The 14,868-nt window shown below is 71.5% G+C and carries 11 protein-coding genes; 2 read left to right on the top strand and 9 right to left on the bottom strand.

Annotation, left to right across the window (positions count from 1 at the left end):
- Positions 1–85 precede the first annotated feature (85 nt).
- A complete protein-coding gene (locus OG906_RS39945) occupies positions 86–1,156 on the bottom strand; it encodes an IS110 family transposase (protein WP_329449136.1) in 1,071 nt (356 codons plus the stop codon).
- Positions 1,157–1,420: 264 nt separating this feature from the next.
- On the opposite strand from OG906_RS39945, the gene OG906_RS39940 reads away from it, so the two are divergent.
- On the top strand, positions 1,421–3,136 hold the full coding sequence (locus tag OG906_RS39940) for an IS1182 family transposase (protein ID WP_443067505.1): 1,716 nt from the start codon (positions 1,421–1,423) through the stop codon (positions 3,134–3,136).
- A 113-nt stretch (positions 3,137–3,249) separates the two neighbouring features.
- On the opposite strand, the gene OG906_RS39935 is transcribed toward OG906_RS39940, so the two are convergent.
- The 7 genes from OG906_RS39935 to OG906_RS39905 all read right to left on the bottom strand — a co-directional run bounded on the left by OG906_RS39935 (position 3,250) and on the right by OG906_RS39905 (position 11,636).
- Positions 3,250–4,224 (bottom strand): C40 family peptidase, encoded by a 975-nt coding sequence (locus OG906_RS39935; RefSeq protein WP_329449135.1) that lies wholly within the window; start codon positions 4,222–4,224, stop codon positions 3,250–3,252.
- 238 nt (positions 4,225–4,462) lie between these two features.
- On the bottom strand, positions 4,463–6,829 hold the full coding sequence (locus tag OG906_RS39930; protein WP_329449134.1) for a hypothetical protein: 2,367 nt from the start codon (positions 6,827–6,829) through the stop codon (positions 4,463–4,465).
- On the bottom strand, positions 6,826–8,970 hold the full coding sequence (locus OG906_RS39925) for an ATP-binding protein (RefSeq protein ID WP_329449133.1): 2,145 nt from the start codon (positions 8,968–8,970) through the stop codon (positions 6,826–6,828). Before OG906_RS39925 ends, OG906_RS39930 begins: the two co-directional genes overlap by 4 nt.
- Before the next feature lie 412 nt (positions 8,971–9,382).
- A complete protein-coding gene (locus tag OG906_RS39920; protein WP_329449132.1) occupies positions 9,383–9,976 on the bottom strand; it encodes a hypothetical protein in 594 nt (197 codons plus the stop codon).
- Positions 9,973–10,257 carry a hypothetical protein gene (locus tag OG906_RS39915; RefSeq protein ID WP_266976290.1) on the bottom strand — a complete coding sequence of 95 codons (285 nt, stop codon included), beginning with the start codon at positions 10,255–10,257 and terminating at the stop codon, positions 9,973–9,975. The genes OG906_RS39920 and OG906_RS39915 overlap by 4 nt, the downstream gene beginning before the upstream one ends.
- Positions 10,258–10,269: 12 nt before the next feature.
- Positions 10,270–11,370, bottom strand: coding sequence for a conjugal transfer protein (locus OG906_RS39910; protein WP_329449131.1), 1,101 nt, complete (start codon positions 11,368–11,370; stop codon positions 10,270–10,272).
- A complete protein-coding gene (locus OG906_RS39905; protein WP_329449130.1) occupies positions 11,367–11,636 on the bottom strand; it encodes a hypothetical protein in 270 nt (89 codons plus the stop codon). Before OG906_RS39905 ends, OG906_RS39910 begins: the two co-directional genes overlap by 4 nt.
- A 316-nt stretch (positions 11,637–11,952) precedes the next feature.
- Between OG906_RS39905 and OG906_RS39900 the strand changes: the two genes are divergently transcribed.
- Positions 11,953–12,705 (top strand): hypothetical protein, encoded by a 753-nt coding sequence (locus OG906_RS39900; RefSeq protein WP_329449129.1) that lies wholly within the window; start codon positions 11,953–11,955, stop codon positions 12,703–12,705.
- 390 nt (positions 12,706–13,095) lie between these two features.
- Here the strand turns inward: OG906_RS39900 and OG906_RS39895 are convergent, their stop codons facing one another.
- Complete coding sequence (locus OG906_RS39895; RefSeq protein ID WP_329449128.1) at positions 13,096–14,742, bottom strand: DUF2637 domain-containing protein; 1,647 nt, start codon at positions 14,740–14,742, stop codon at positions 13,096–13,098.
- Positions 14,743–14,868: the final 126 nt, after the last annotated feature.

Below are 14,868 nucleotides of genomic sequence, written 5' to 3'. Positions count from 1 at the left end.
TGCTGGCTGCGGGATGATCGTGGGTGCGGTCGCTTCCCTGTCGTGCGTCCGCGGGGGGTGATCTGCGTTGACGCTCCTATAGCTGTCAACTGGCCGTATGGGGTGTCTGTGGGGCGGGTCGGAGCAGGTGGTAGACCTCGCGGATGACGTAGCGTTTGAGGCAGCGGATGATCTCGCGTTTGGTCTTGCCTTCGGTGGTGCGGCGGGCGACGTAGGCGATCGTGGGCTGGTGGTATTGCATCCGGACGATGACGGTTCGGTAGATCGCGGCGTTCAGCTGTCGGTGGCCGCCGTGGTTGATCCTGTGCCTGCCGCTGGTCATGCCGGAGCCGGTGGGAACGGGCGCGATGCCCGCGAGTTTGGCGAGAGCGGCCTCGGACTTGATCCGCTCGGGGTTGTCGCCGGCGACGACGAGGATCTCCGCGGCGGTGTCCACCCCGATGCCGAACGGCTCGAGCAGCTGTGGGGCGGTCCGTTGGACCAGGTCGCCGATCATCTTCGTCAGTTCCTTGGCCTCGGCGTCGAGGTACTGCCACCGCTTGGCGAGCGTCCGCAGTGTGTGACGCAGTGCGTCCTCGGGTCCTTCCAGGCGGCGAGGACGCAGGGCTGCCAGCTGCCGTGCCAGGCTGATCTGTGTCTTTCCCGCGGTCTCCCGGCGCAGGGTGTCGGGGGCGTGGACCAGCATCGCCTTCATCGTGACCATGGCCGCGGCGCGCTGTTCAACAGCCTGGTCGTGCGCGACCTTGAGCCGGCGGATCATCTCCGCTTCGCCGTCGGCGCTCTTCGGTGTGGCGGTTGCGAACCCGGCGAGGACGGCGCGGGCGGCGTTCTCGGCGTCCAGGGTGTCGGACTTGCCATTCATGCGCCGCAGCCGCCGGTCCGGGCGGCCGGCCTCAACCACCTTGTGGCCACTCCTGCGCAGAAACGATGTCAGTGTGGCGCCGTAGGAGCCGGTGCCCTCGATCCCGAACGCAAGGACTCGGCCGAACGAGGCCGCCCAGTCCTGTAATTGCTGGAAACCGCCGGTGTCGGTGGGAATGGTCAAGGTGGCCAGGATCCCACCGATCGTGTCCATCACCGCCGCAACGTGGACGTGCTTGTGCGTGTCGACGCCGATCACGACATGCCCGGACCTGGGCTGCTCGATACTCTGCACGGTGTTCCTTCCGGCCGGAAGCGTGGGAGGTCACGCTGTCGCCGGTCGGACGGACAGGACTGTCACGGGGACGCTTTGGTGGAGTCGGCTCCAGGCTCTTATCAGGTCACGTCCGTCCGGCGGCAGCGCTTGCTGCGTGCCCGGCCGGGCGGTCGACAGATCAACGCCAGGACACCCGCGGGGTCAGTCGTAAGCAAGAGTCAGACCGCCTCGGCCGGGACTACCCGATCCTTGCGGGATCCGGTGCGAAAAGACTGACAGTCGTTGCAGCCCAAGGGCCTGCCGCCGGTGCCGGAGCAGACCGCGAGGACGGCCCGTGCCGCCTTCCCGAAGGGGAGTCTGCCGATGCGGGTTCGGGATCACCTCGCCGAGGTCTTCGCGGACGAGCCGTTCGCCGAGGCGTTCGGGGTGCGTGGGGCCCGGGGGTACTCGCCCGGCGTGCTCGCGCTGGTGACGGTGCTGCAGTTCTCCGAGGACCTCACCGACCGGCAGGCCGCAGAGGCCGTGCGGGACCGCTTGACCTGGAAGTACGCTGTTGGGGCGGAGCTGACCGATGCCGGCTTCGACCACACGGTGCTGCCCCGTTTCCGGGCCCGGCTCGCGGACCACGGCATGGAGCGGGTGGTCTTCGACCGGCTCCTTGAGCACTGCAAGGAGGCCGGCCTGGTGGCGGCCGGGGGCAAGCAGCGCACCGATGCCACCCATGTGATCAGCTCGGTGCGGAACCTGAACCGGCTTGAGCTGGCCGGGGAGAGCGTTCGGGCGGCGCTGGAGGCCCTCGCGGTCGCGGCCCCGTCCTGGCTGGCCGGCGTGGTTGACGTGACGGAGTTCGCGACACGGTACGGGCCCCGGATCGACAGCTGGAAGATGCCGTCCTCCCAGGTCAAGCGCGATCGTCTCGCCCAGGTCTTCGGCCAGGACGCTCTCGCCCTGTGTCAGGGGGCCTGGGCGAAGGACTCCCCGGCATGGATCCGACAGATCGAGTCCGTGGCCCTGCTGCGGCAGGTCCTGGTGCAGACCTACCTCATCGGCTCCGACTCGCGGGGACGGCAGGTGATCAGGAAGCGGGACGCCGACAGTGACGGGGTCCCGCCCGGCCAACTCCGCCTGGCCTCCCCCTACGACAGCGACGCACGCTGGGCGGCCAAGGGCGACGATCTCTTCTGGTGCGGCTACAAGATCCACCTCACCGAAACGTGCACCACCCTCCCCACCGACACCGACACCGACACCGAGCCGGAGTGGCAGGGACCGCCGAACCTGATCACCGACGTGCACACCACCGACGCGACCGTGCCCGACGTGAAGGCCACCGCGCCGATCCAGGCCAAGCTCGCCGAGCACGGCGTGAAGCCGGCCGAGCACTACCTCGACTCCGGCTGCCCGTCGGCCGAGTTGATCACCAGGGCCAAGAAGCAGGACATCCGCATGGTCACCCCGGTTCTCCTGGACCGCTCCGCCCAGGCCAAGGCCGCCGACGGCTTCGACAAGACCGCCTTCGCCATCAACTGGAAGACCCGTCAGGTCCGCTGCCCCGCCGGGAAGACCAGCTCCCACTGGAACCCCGTCAAGCAGCATGGCAAGGACGCCATCGTGATCACCTTCAGCGTCCTGACCTGCCGCGACTGCCCCTTCCAGCTCCAGTGCACCGCCTCGAAGCTCGGCCGCCGCATGCTCACCCTGCGGCCGAAGGAGCTCCACGAGAATCTCGCCCGGGCCCGCGCCGAGCAGAAGACCGACACCTGGAAGAACAAATACAAGATCCGCGCCGGCGTCGAAGGCACCATCAACCAGGCCCTGGACATCACCGGCATCCGCCGGGCCCGCTACCGCGGCCTGCCCAAGGTCCGCATCCAACACGCCTTCTCCGCCACCGCCCTCAACATCGTCCGCCTCGATGCTTGGTGGACCACCGGACCCCTCGACCGAACCCGCCGCACCAGCCGACTCGAGCAACTCAGCTACCGACTCTCCGCCTGAAGGAATTACGCACCAGAGTCCCTGAGAAAGACAATCACGTTCCCGATCCTGCCGCGAATGCTGGGCGCGACGCACTACTCCAGCGGAGATGGGTACGTGGTCGAAGGGGGAGGTCATGAAACGATGCGCCGGACGACGAGGATTGGTCCCAGGTCGGTTTGCTTGACCACCGTCACGGGACGGCCGGTTCTGGGTGCGTGGACGACGTAGCCGTAGCCGATGGCCATGGCGACGTGTTCGGGGGCGGATGCCGAGCCGCGGGCGAAGAGCAGGTCTCCGGGGGCGATGGCGTCGGCCGGGACGGCGCGTCCGTCGTGGATCTGGGTGTAGGTGGTGCGAGTGATCTCCATTCCGGCGACGCCGTAGGACCGCTGAGTCAGGGATGAGCAGTCGCAGCGTTCGGCGGGGTTGTCGCCGTGGGGGTTGGTGCAGCTGCCTCCCCACTGGTACATGGTGCCGACCTGGCCGAGCGCCCAGCGGATCGCGGTTTGTACCTGGGGTGGGGCGCTCGCCGGAATCTGGTATCCCTCGGGCACGGTGCCGGGCGGGATGTCCCCGAAGTCGACTGCCGCCTGGACGGTGCACGCGGCCGGCGCGAGGCCGCCAGCCCCGGGGATGGTGGGGGCGGCTACGCCGGTGGTCCCGCCGAGGGTTGGGGCGATGGCCTGCTGCAGAGCGGTGGCGAGGGGCTCGTGTTTCGCGTAGGCGTCGGGGTAGCCGGAGCGCTGGACCTTTTGCGCGGCGACGGTTATCGGCATGTTCTGCCAGTCGGTGAGCTGGGCCAGCGCGTCGTAGAACCGTTCGGAGGCGTAGACCGGGTTCAGGATCTGCTCGCGGGTTCCCCAGCCCTGTGAGGGGCGTTGTTGGAACAGGCCCAGGGAGTCGCGGTCTCCGTGGTCGAGGTTGCGCAGGTCTGATTCCTGCAGGGCGGTGGCGAGTGCGACGATCTGCCCGCGGGCGGGGAACTTCTTCTGTACTCCCGTGGCGACGATGATCTTCGCGTTGGGGAGCTGCTCCCTGGGCAGGGACAGGCCGGAGACCGTGACGTTGCCGCCTCCGTTGAGCATGGCCGTGACCTGGCGTGCCATGTGGGCGGTGTCGGCGTCGGCGCCGCCTTGCCCGGGCGTGCAGCGGGTGGCCGCGGCCTCGGCCTCGCTCTGGCCGAGGCCGGCGACGTGGGGCGGCGATCCCCGCGAGCATCAGGAGCCCCAGCCCCATCAGCCCGGCGGTGACGGCCAGCCACCGTTTGATTCCCTTCTTCATGAACGGCCCCGCTGGCGGCGACGGCGCCTCAGCTCGCGCTCCTCGTTGCGGTTGAGGGTGGAGTCACTGGGCCGTGGCGGGGTCACGTTGGTGACGCGGCGGGTGGCGGGTTGGCGCTGGCTGCCTCGGTCCAGGCGCTGTCGCAGCTGCTGCTGGCGCGGCGAGGCCGCCGGCTGAGTCGGCACCGGGTGGCGGGGCCGGGACTGCTGCGCCGTGGCTTGAGTCGACGGAGCGGCCTGCGGACTGGGCTGGTTCGGGATGGTGGTGGCCTGGTTGCCGGCGGACCGCTGGTGCATCGGACCGCCGGGCAGCTGATTGGAGATGGTGGGCGCCGTGCTGCCGGTGGGGGTGGGCGCCGGGTCCCCCGGGCGGGTTGGTCGGCCGCGGCGGGTGCGGCGGCCGCGGAGGGTGGGGCGGCTGCGGCGGGATCGTCGGCGGCTGCGGCGGATTGGGGGGCTGCGGAGGGTTCGGCGGATTCGGTGGGAGGTGAGGCGGGTTGGGAGGCTGAGGCGGGTTGGGCTGGTGGCCTGCGGGCCTGGCCGGCCGGTTGGCCCTGCCCTGGATCCTGTTCATGAGGGCGACGGTGGAGACGCTGGAGGACGTGGCGTAGCCGAGGGCCGCGATCGGGTTTCCCGTGGCGAGGGATACGCCGACCATCGCGGTGCGGACCGCTCCGCGCGTGATCTTTCGGGCGATGCTCTGGTTCTTCGCGACCGGGGTGGAGGACGGGGTGAAGGCGGAGCCGTGGGTCCCGCCGACGCGGGCTGCGGACATCTTCGCGCGCCAGTTCGCCGCGACTTGCTTGGAGCGGACTGTGAGGGCCTTGCGCTTCTTGATCGCGCCGATGCACACGATGTCCACGGCAAGGAATCGGAGGGTGAGCTCGTTGCCCCAGCCCTGCTGCACGGGATCGAGGACGGCCTGGATGATCAGGATGAGGACAGCGAGGCCGACGATCGAGGCGAGGAGCTGACCGAGGGAGTGCAGCACTGACGCTGCCCAGTCCCAAAGGAAGGCACGTCCGGCCCCGGGGATGGTGCCGGCCACGAGGGCGGGTTCGGCGCGCACGGCGTCCCAGGCGATGCGGCACTGCGCGACGAGGAAGCTGCCGGCGAGACCGGTGATCAGAACGGTGACGATGAGTGCGGCGATGAGGAGGAAGATCGCACCGCCGACCTTGTCCATCGAGGCGCGCTTGGCGCTCTGGACGTCGCCCTTGACGCACTCCTTCTCGAACTGATCCATCGGCTGATATCCGAAGTGGTCGATCGCCCACCGGTTGACGATCGGCATCATCCACCCCGTGACGGGGCTGCTGTTGGGGTCGATGTAGGTGCGGAAGTCGTCGTACTTCTTCAGACGTTGCGTGTGTTCCTGGATCGCCCGGTCGTAGGCGAGCTGCCGCAGTTTGGTGTCGGAGTACTTCTGGGCGCAGTCGCCTTTGAAGATCCGCCCGTACTGGAGCAGCATGGCGGGCTTGACGATGAAGGCGTCGGTGAGGGCGTCGGTGAGCGGGCGTGAGAGGGCTCGGCTGCTGGCGGATTTCTCCAGGCTCTTTTCACGTTGGTTCGGGTTGGCGTCGAGGATGATGTCGGCGACTTCGAGGGACAGGCCGCGGGCGACCGCGACGGCGCCGTCCTTCTCGCCCAGGAGGAGTTGCGGGGGCGAGGACAGGAGTGTGGCGGTCAGGCCGGCGATGAGGAGGGACAGGGCGGCGTCCCCCCACCCCTTGGCGCGGTCGCCGAAGAAGATCCGCGCGACGCAGACGAGCGCGCACACCGACAGGAAGAGGCTGGGGAGGCCCATCTGCAGGATGACCTGGGTGTGCAGGGAGGTGGCGACGGACAGGACGGGTGTCAGGAGCAGCTTGGCGAGGCCGAATCCGAGCGCCCAGGCGATGAGCCAGCAGCAGAACGCCACGACCCACTTGGTGACCATGAAGCACAGTTCGGTGATCAGGTTCTCGATGCCGAGGTCCCAGTCCATCAGGTCGCCGGTGTCTGATTTCACCGTGTAGGCCGAGATCGGCATGCGGTTGCGGTCGGTGACGTTGAAGACGGCGAGGACGCCGCCCTCGTCGGGCAGGAGCTTGCGCAGCCGTTCCTCCTCGGCTTTGAGGAAGCCTTCCTTCACGGAGTCCGAGAACGACGTGTGGAGGTCCGCGAGGATCTTTTCGATCTCGGCGAGCTCTTCCGCGGTGGGCGTACGACCCCCGGGCGTGGTCGGCGTCAGGGGGGTGAGCGGCGCGCTGGAGGGAGCCGGAGTGGGAGTCGGAGAGGAGGTCGGTGTCGGGCTCGGTTCGGCGAGGGCCGGCAGGGAGGTGAGCAGGGTGAGGGCGGTGGCGGCGAACGCCGCCACGAGCAGCGCGAGGCGCAGGCGGGCCGTGCCGAGCAGGCGCAGCCGCTTCCACGGGGCGGGAGGGGTTTTCATGCCGCGGCCTGCCGGCTGGTCGGGGTGGTGTGGATGACGCGCTCGATCGCCCGGTCGAAGGGGATGAGGACCCGCATGAGACCGATGCGGCCGGCGAGGTCGCGGTAGAGGCACTCCCCCGCGCGTGCCCGGCGCTGGTCGTCGGGCAGGCCGAGCGGGGAGAGGCCGCCGGTGACCAGGTCCAGGAGGTCGGTGTCGGTGGCGTCCACTCCGAGGAACTCCAGGGAGCGGGCTGCCAGGGTGCGGCTGGTCTGCCGGAAGACGAAGCGGTGCGGGATGAGTCCGCGGACGATCACGCCCTTCTCGCTGTCGGACGGGCCGATGTCGTTGGCGTCGTGGCTGCCGACGTACGCGGCGGCGTTGCGCTTGCGGCCGTCGCGCAGCAGCTCCAGGAGGAGCTCCAGGCCCTCGTCGCTGGAGGTGAGCCACCAGCACTCGTCGAAGACGGTGACCGCGAATTCGTCCCGGGAGCGCATCGCGGTCTCGCGGGAGACCGCGGCGATCAGGTACATCAGGGCACGGCCCAGGACTTTCTCGAACTCCAGGCGCTGGATGCGGTGCTCGGAGGCGAGCTCGGACTTCTTCGGCAGCTGAAGCGCGCTGACGAGGAAGACGACGGAGTCCGCGCGGTGGGTGTCGACGACGGGCAGGGTCGCGTCGAACACGACGCGGGCGAGGTCCTTGCGGGCGACCGAGGCGAGCTTGCGGGCCAGGCCCTGGGCGGAGGCGTCGCCTGCGCCGCGCGCGGTGAGCTCGTCCATCAGGGCGCGCATCGACGGTTCGGGCCGGGCCAGTACGGCCTGGACGGCCTCGGAGAGTGCGACGCCTTCGAGGTCCATCGGGCGTACGCCGAGGAGCAGCGTGAGGAAGCTCTCGGTGAAGCGGGCCGCGACCTGGGGGCTGGTCTTCTCGTAGAGGCGCAGGGGGTCGAGGGAGACCTCGGCGGTGTGGTCGATGCGGATGAGCTGGGTGGTGCCGGGGCAGGCCTTGGCGAAGCGGGCCCATTCCTGGTCGGTGGTGCGGTCGACGATGACGGCGCGGCCGCGGGAGCCCGGCCGGCCGAGCTGGTGGCCGCGGGCGAGGACGTTGTAGACGGCGCCCTTCATGCCCACCGACTTGCCGGCGCCGAGCTCGCCGAGCCAGGCCATCGACGCGGACGCGTTCTCGCGGGGGCCGCGGGCGGGATCGATCAGGACGGGCCGGGCGCCGCCGGAGGCGACCTGGAGACCGTAGAGGCCGCCGCGGTCGTCGCCGAGCTGGGAGCCGCACCAGGGCATGGCCATCGCGAAGTCCCGCGCGAGGAGGATCTGCGCGTAGCCGGCCATGACGCGGGGGGTGCGGCAACCGGGCAGCATCGCCTGCCACAGGCTGGCCTGTTCGCCGGCCGGACGGGAGAACGTGTAGTCGGTGGAGCCGAAGTCGCTCGCGAGGGCGGCGGCCCGGTCCATGGCGTCCTCGGGGCTGTTGCCCCACACGGCCAGGGTGACCATGGCGCGGATCTCCACCTCGCGCCGGTTCGCGGTCAGCCGCTCGTGGTACTCCTCGTTGTCGGCCTGGTTCCGGGCGACGGCCGCGGGCGGGCCGGCCGGGTCGCCCTCGTACTCGGCCGCCTGCGCCTTGAGGTGGCGGGCGCGCTTGCGGACCTTCGGTTCGGCCTTCGAGCCGGGGACGATGACCAGGCGGGCGGTCCAGTCGACGGGGTAGGCCAGGTCGTCGAGCTGCTGGAGGTAGGCCGCGCCGGGCAGCGCGAACGCCTCGGGCATCTCGGAGAGGGCCAGGAGGGCCTGGTAGGAGTCGCCCCACTCACTGGACACCTGAAGAAACCGGCGGGTGAAGGGGTTGGCCGGCAGGGCGGGGCCGCCGGTGAAGTCGGCGCCGCCCTCGCCGACGAGAATCTCCCCGAGCGCCGCGACGGTGCGGCCGCGGCCGCGAACCGGGGTCTCGGTGCCGTCCGGGAGGAACGGCTCGGCGAGCCCCCGGCGCGCGCTGTGGCCGTAGATCCACAGGATCTCCGCCTCGGACGCCGGCCGCATCGACACCCCGGACGGCCACTGGGCCTGGATCCGCTCGGCCTGCTCCAGGCGCCGGCGCACCTCCGCGTCGGTGACGACCGCGGGCATCAGGCCGAGCTGCAGGGACACTTCCGCCCGCGCAGTCCCGGAACGCCGACAGGAGAGCGTCCTTCTGGTTCAGCGGGGGCAGCGGGAGGGCGAGCCAGTCGGTGCGGCCGGTCAGCTCCAGGTCCTCCAACTGGTCCAAGACCGCGTGCCCGAGCTGCTCGTAGCGGTGCGCGCTCCAGGTCGATGTCGTCGACCATGGCGCGCACCACGGCGGTCGGGTCGATCTGCGGGCAGAGCGACATGAGCATCGGCTCGCCCGTCATGGCCTTGAACAGGCCTTCCAGGGCCTTGAGGCGACGTCGCTTCACGACGGCGGGGGCGTGGGAATAGTTGGTCGCGGTGACGCGCCAGACGGGCCAGACAGTGCCGTGGGTGGTGAAGATCAAATTGTTCTGGACGTGTCGGATCGGCAGGCGCATCGTCAGGTCTGCGGTCAGGTGCGGTTCGTGGGGGCGCGGCGGGCGAGGAGGGCTTGCACCCCCGAGGCCACTGGCGCGGCGGGTGCCGAAGGCTCGGCGGCGGGTACTGCGGGCCGGGGCCGGTCGGGCCTGGGATGCCGGAGCTCCGGTGCGGGGGCGGGGGCTTCGGCTGGCCGTCGTCGGGGGGCAGGTGATGCGGGTGTCGCCGCGGGTGGGCCGGGTCGGCCGGTAGGCGCATCGCGGAGCCGGCCGCGCCGGGGCGTGGCCAGCATCAGGGCGATGCTCAGCAGGGCGGCCGCGGGGTTGCGGCCGTCGATGTGCAGGTGGCGCAGCACGAACGCCACCGCGGCGGGCAGGGCCAGGAGGGCGGCGACGTCGAGCCAGCCGTTGCCACCCCAAACGGGGCGGGTCAGGATCAGGGCGCCGACGGTGGCGACGATCCCGGCGAGCTGGGTCAGGGTGTAGGGGCCGCCGGGCAGCCTGATCCCCCGGCCACCGTTGACGTCCCGGATCACCCCGTGAACGAGCGGCGCGCGCCGGGCTTTGGTGTAGCAGCGGCCGATCAGCTCGAAGTCCACCTCGCCGCCAGTGGCGGTGGCCTCGTTCACTGGTCACTCCGGGCGGCGTTGGGGCCGCTCTGGTACTGGACGATGTCCTCGGTTGTCTTGTTTTTCAGGGCGCCCATGTTGGCGGACAGGCCCCAGACGATCGCCGCGAAGATGACGGCCATGATCGTCGGCCCGGGTGCCTTGGTCTTCCAGCCCACAACCACGACGAAGATGCCGCAGAGAACCGGGATGGCCACGTCGAAGATGAGGCCCTTGATGTCGGTGCCGATGCCGGTGCCGGTCTGGATCCAGCCCGCGGCCAGCGTGATGGTGTCCTGCATGACGTGCTCCTCTTATGCGGTGGGGGTGGGTGTCGAACCGGGGGCGCCGGAGGCGGCCGGAGTCGGTGAGGTGAGGGCGGGGGCGCCGTCGAGGCTGGCGGTCTCCCAGCGGCCGGCGCGGGCCTTGAGGGTGAGGGCGTAGGTGAGCGGGAGCCGCACCCCGTCCTGGCCGGTCGCCCGGAGGGTGACGAGCAGGCGCAGGGTGGTGCCGTCGCCGGGGACGGAGACGACCGGTTCGCCGCCGGTCTCGCCCTCGACCGCGAACTGGTCCACCGCGACACCCGAGTACGGGGCCGGGGACGGCGCTGCCAGGCGGGTACCGGGGGCCAGATAGCGGTCGAGCTCGGCGCCGGCCTTCGTGAGGTAGGCGCTAAGGAAGCTGGTGACCGCCTGGGTGCGCGGGTCGGTCGGCAGCGCCGGACGCATCGCGCCGTAGACCAGCTCCGGAGTCTTGGCCCGCTCGGGGGCGGCGACCTCGGCCGGCAGCGCGAGCGCGATGTACGCGGTCGCTCCCCCGGCGCCGGGCGCCGTGGCCACGGGTACCTGGAAGTAGCGGACCGCGTCGGCCGACTGCGACGGGTCTGCGCCCGGTTGCGTGGACGGAGCCGGCGACGGCTGCGCGCCGGTGACGCGGGCCGCGACCGTGACCGCCCAGACGGAAGTGTCCGTCTGGCGGAGCCGGACGACGGTCAACTGCTCGCCCCGGTGCCGGCCGGAGACACCGTCGAGCTGCATGCTCGCGGCCTGCGGGTAGTAGACGGCGAGCTTGGGCTCGTCGCCGCGGCCGGCAGACAGGTAGGCGGCGACGAAGAGGCTCGCGAAGCCGGCCGCGCCCTGGCCGCCGCTCGCGGTCGGTGTGGGCGGGGCGGCCTTCGGCGCCGAGGACGCGGACGTGGCGGGCACCGAGAGGTAGGCGAGCGCGCCCAGCAGGGGGCCGAGCGCGATCAGGCCCCAGACGATCCAGCGCAGCAGCGCGGCCGAGTTGGCCTGGGCGCCGGTCGACCATCCGCCGACCCAGCCGGCCTCCTCGATGGCCTCGGTCTCCTGTGCGGCCGGCGTCTGCGGGTCGGCCGGTGGGGCCGGCTTCCGGCGGCCGGTGAGGGCGGGGCTCATGCCGTACCTCCGACCGAGCGCAGGGTGTGACCGGCCAGCTCGGCGATGCGGTTGCGGAGTTCCGCTTCCGGTCGGCGGCGCAGCGCGGCGAGCGAGGCGAGGACCGCGTCGGCGTCCTCGTCGAGGAAGGCGCGGAGGCGCTCGTGGGTGCCGGGGTCGAAGGGGCGGGCGACGAGTGCGGCGCCGAGGTGGACGAGCAGACGCTGGGCGCGGGTGACGCGCTCCTCGTCCGCGTCCAGCGACGTCGCGGCGGCGGGTGTGGTCAAGGCGCATCTCCAAAGGGGGGAGCGGACGGTGGCCTCGGCGGTGGTCCAGGTCATGCCGCGGCCTCGGGCTGCAGGGATGCTGTGAGGCGGGCCAGGGCCCGCGAGCGCGCCGGCGCTGCCAGGCGACGGCCGTGGTTCCGGCGAGGGCGGCGGCCTCGGCGTCCGGGATGCCGCCGCTGATGTGGTGCCAGGCCAGCGCCTGCGCGTCCGCGGTCGACAGCGCGCCGTCGCGCACCGCGTCGAGGAGGAGCTCCAGGAGCTCCAGCCGGGCCGGGGCACTCGCGGCGTCGTCTGCCGGGCCGGCGTGGAGGCCGGCTTGGGCGGCGGCCGCGCGGACGCTGCGGGCGCGGGCGATCTCGTACGGGCCGGGCGACCGGTCGGCGATCTGCTCCGCGACCGTGAGGTCTTCCCCCGCCGGGCCCTGCTCGGCGGCGAGCTCGGCCAGGACCCGGCGCAGTGTGTCCAGCGCGAGGTTCGCGGCGGGCCGGCCGGGGCGGAGGTGGATGCGACCGGAGCGGGCGACTTCGTAGAGGGCGGTCACGGTCACGTGACCGACGGCGTCGCGGGTGCGGCCGCCGGTCGTACGGACCTGTCCGCGGGTGATGCGGAAGACGGCGGGGAGCATGGCCTGGACGATGACGCGGCCGGCGAGGACGGCCGATCGGTCACGGCTGGCGGCCCGCTTCAGGAGGGCGCGCAGGACTGCGTCGGTCAGCTCATCGGTCACGCCGTCGGCCGTCGGGCGAAGCGCGGTGAGGAGCTGCTCGGGCGTCAGGGAGCCGGCCCAGGAATCGGTCACGGCCGCGAGCTCGTCGGTCAGGTGGCCATCGGTCACCCAGTCGGTCACCGCCTGGCGCAGGGTGGGGTCCGCGCACAGCGCGGCCCAGTCGGCGTTCAGCCGGTCGAAGTACCCGCCGCCGGGGGCGGGGTGCGAAGCGTCGTGCACGGCACGTCTCCTTTCGGATCTCGTGCCGTGAACTCTCCTCAGAGCGGCTTGCCCGAAGGCTTGCCCGCAGCCCTGAAAGCGCAGATGGGAGGCTTGCCCTCTGGCTGGGCAAGCCTCCCGTGACCGATTGGGCAAGCCTGGTGGGGGGTTGGGCAAGCCTCCTCGTGACCGGTCCATGCAACTGTGGGCAAGCCTCCCTGGGGGGTGGGCAAGCCTCAGGCTTGTGCCGCCAAGGCTTGCCCAGAAGGCAGGCGCGGGGGTGCGGCGGACGGGTGACCGATGGACGCGGACCGGTCATGACCGGTGACCGATGGAGCCCAGATCGGTCACCGGTCACCGGGCCCGGAATCGGTCACGGGCGGGCTCGGTGACCGGTCACAGCGGGTCCGGCCATCGGTCACGGCGCCGCCCGCCGGCTCGGCCAGGCGCCGATCGGTCACGACGGGACGGCTGCGCAGGCCGGTCGGTGGCGGTGGACGGTGACCGGTCACCCGGCCCTAACCGGAACGTCGGTCAGCTGCTGCCGACGGAGCGGAGGTGTGCCCGGCCCTGCTGCCGGCGCTGCTCCTCCAGGTGCTGCTTCGCTTCGAGGACGCGGCGCTGGCCTGTCTTGGGCGAGACCTCCAGGCGCCGGGCAACCTCAGCTCCCGACAGCTTCTTCCCGGCCTCTTCGGCCTCCATCAGCCAGGAGGCGACCAGCTCGACTTCGCGCTGGATCGGGTCAGCCTCGGCCGGTACCTCGTCGGTCTGCTGGCGCGGTACTCGGGCGGTCGCCTCACCGGACGCGGCCACCTCGGCCACCCAGTCCCGGCCCTCCGCCTCGGCAGGCGCGGCGAGGACGGGCTGCTCGAAGGAACGGCTCGCGGGTACGGCCGGGCCGGCGTCGGTCACGGAGGCCGTCGGCGCGGGGACCGCTCCGGCGGGCAGTCGTACGGGCTCGTCGGACGGCTTCGCCAAGCCGCGGACGCCGCTCTGTTCCCCGAAGAAGGGGTGCGGCTCCCCCGCGCCGAGCGGAGCCGCGACCGCCGGAGCCGCAGCCGCCGGCGCGTCGGTCACCGGCTCCGCGACCGCAGGTACGGGAGCCGGGAGTACGGTCGCTTCGGCATCTGCCGCCTGGAGTTCAGCGAGCACCGGCTCCAGCAGGGCATCGGGCAGAAGGCCACCGGTGTTCTGGTCGGTCAGGCCGTAGTCCCGCGCGAGGAACGCCGCGAACTGCTCCGCGGACGGGATCGCGCCGTACTGCCCCATGAAGTCCCGCCCAGCCAGCGCCAGGTCGACGAGGACAGGTTCGGGTACCGCGGCCCAGGCCTCCGGAGCCGCATCCTCGACGTCCGCCGGAGACTCCGCTTCCAGGACGGGGACCTCCTCAACGAGCGGCTGGGCGACCGGAGGCAGCTCGGGCACATCTGCCGCTGTCACCAACATCGGCTCAGCAGCCGACACGGACGAGGGCTCGGGCTCGGGGCGCGAGAGCAGGACCGGGCTCAGGCCGGCTGCGGTCAGGCCGGCGGAAGCGGTCTGCGCGAGCGGCACGCCGATGCGAGCCAGGCGCAGCGGCATCAGCGCCTCCACCGGAGCCTTACGCCGCCAGGCCCGCCCGTAGCGGGCCTGGAGCCGCGCCTCGTAGATCAGCCGGTCCTGCTCCATCCCGACGGCCTGCTCGTACGACCGCAGCTCCCAGAGCTTCATCCGGCGCCACAGCTTGAACGTGGGCATCGGAGAGAGCAGCCAGCGGGTGATGCGGACGCCTTCCATGTGCCGGTCGGCCGTGATGTCCGCGATCCGGCCCACGGCGTGCCGGGCCGCCTCGACCGTGACGACGAAGAGGACCGGGATCACGGCGTGCATGCCCACGCCGAGGGGGTCCGGCCAGGCCGCCGCGCCGTTGAACGCGATCGTCGCGGCGGTCAGCAGCCATGCCGTCTGGCGTAGCAGCGGGAAGGGGATGCGGATCCACGTGAGGAGCAGGTCGAGCGCCAACAGCACGCAGATGCCCATGTCGATGCCGATGGGGAACACCAGCGAGAAGCTGCCGAAACCCTTCTGCAGGGCTAGGGCGCGCACGGCCGCGTACGAACCCGCGAATCCGATGCCCGCGATGACCACGGCTCCGGTGACCACCACACCGATGAGTATCCGGTGCGTACGAGTCAGCTGCATGCGAGCTGTGCCTCTCTCTCCTCAGGATGAGTTGCTGATCTGGATCACGGTCTCAAGCGGGCTCGACGCAACCCTCGGACCGGCATGAAGGGGGAGTGGACGAGAGCACGATCGCCCCGGCTGGCC

Source organism: Streptomyces sp. NBC_01426 (genome assembly GCF_036231985.1).
Classification (GTDB): Bacteria; Actinomycetota; Actinomycetes; order Streptomycetales; family Streptomycetaceae; genus Streptomyces.
This window is presented reverse-complemented; position numbering and strand designations above follow the sequence as displayed.

Coding starts and splice junctions, on each gene's coding strand:
- OG906_RS39935 (WP_329449135.1), bottom strand. CDS start 4,224: ATGGCACGCCAGGTCACGGCCATGCTCAACGGAGGCGGCAACGTCACG.
- OG906_RS39930 (WP_329449134.1), bottom strand. CDS start 6,829: ATGAAAACCCCTCCCGCCCCGTGGAAGCGGCTGCGCCTGCTCGGCACG.
- OG906_RS39910 (WP_329449131.1), bottom strand. CDS start 11,370: ATGAGCCCCGCCCTCACCGGCCGCCGGAAGCCGGCCCCACCGGCCGAC.
- OG906_RS39895 (WP_329449128.1), bottom strand. CDS start 14,742: ATGCAGCTGACTCGTACGCACCGGATACTCATCGGTGTGGTGGTCACC.
- OG906_RS39915 (WP_266976290.1), bottom strand. CDS start 10,257: ATGCAGGACACCATCACGCTGGCCGCGGGCTGGATCCAGACCGGCACC.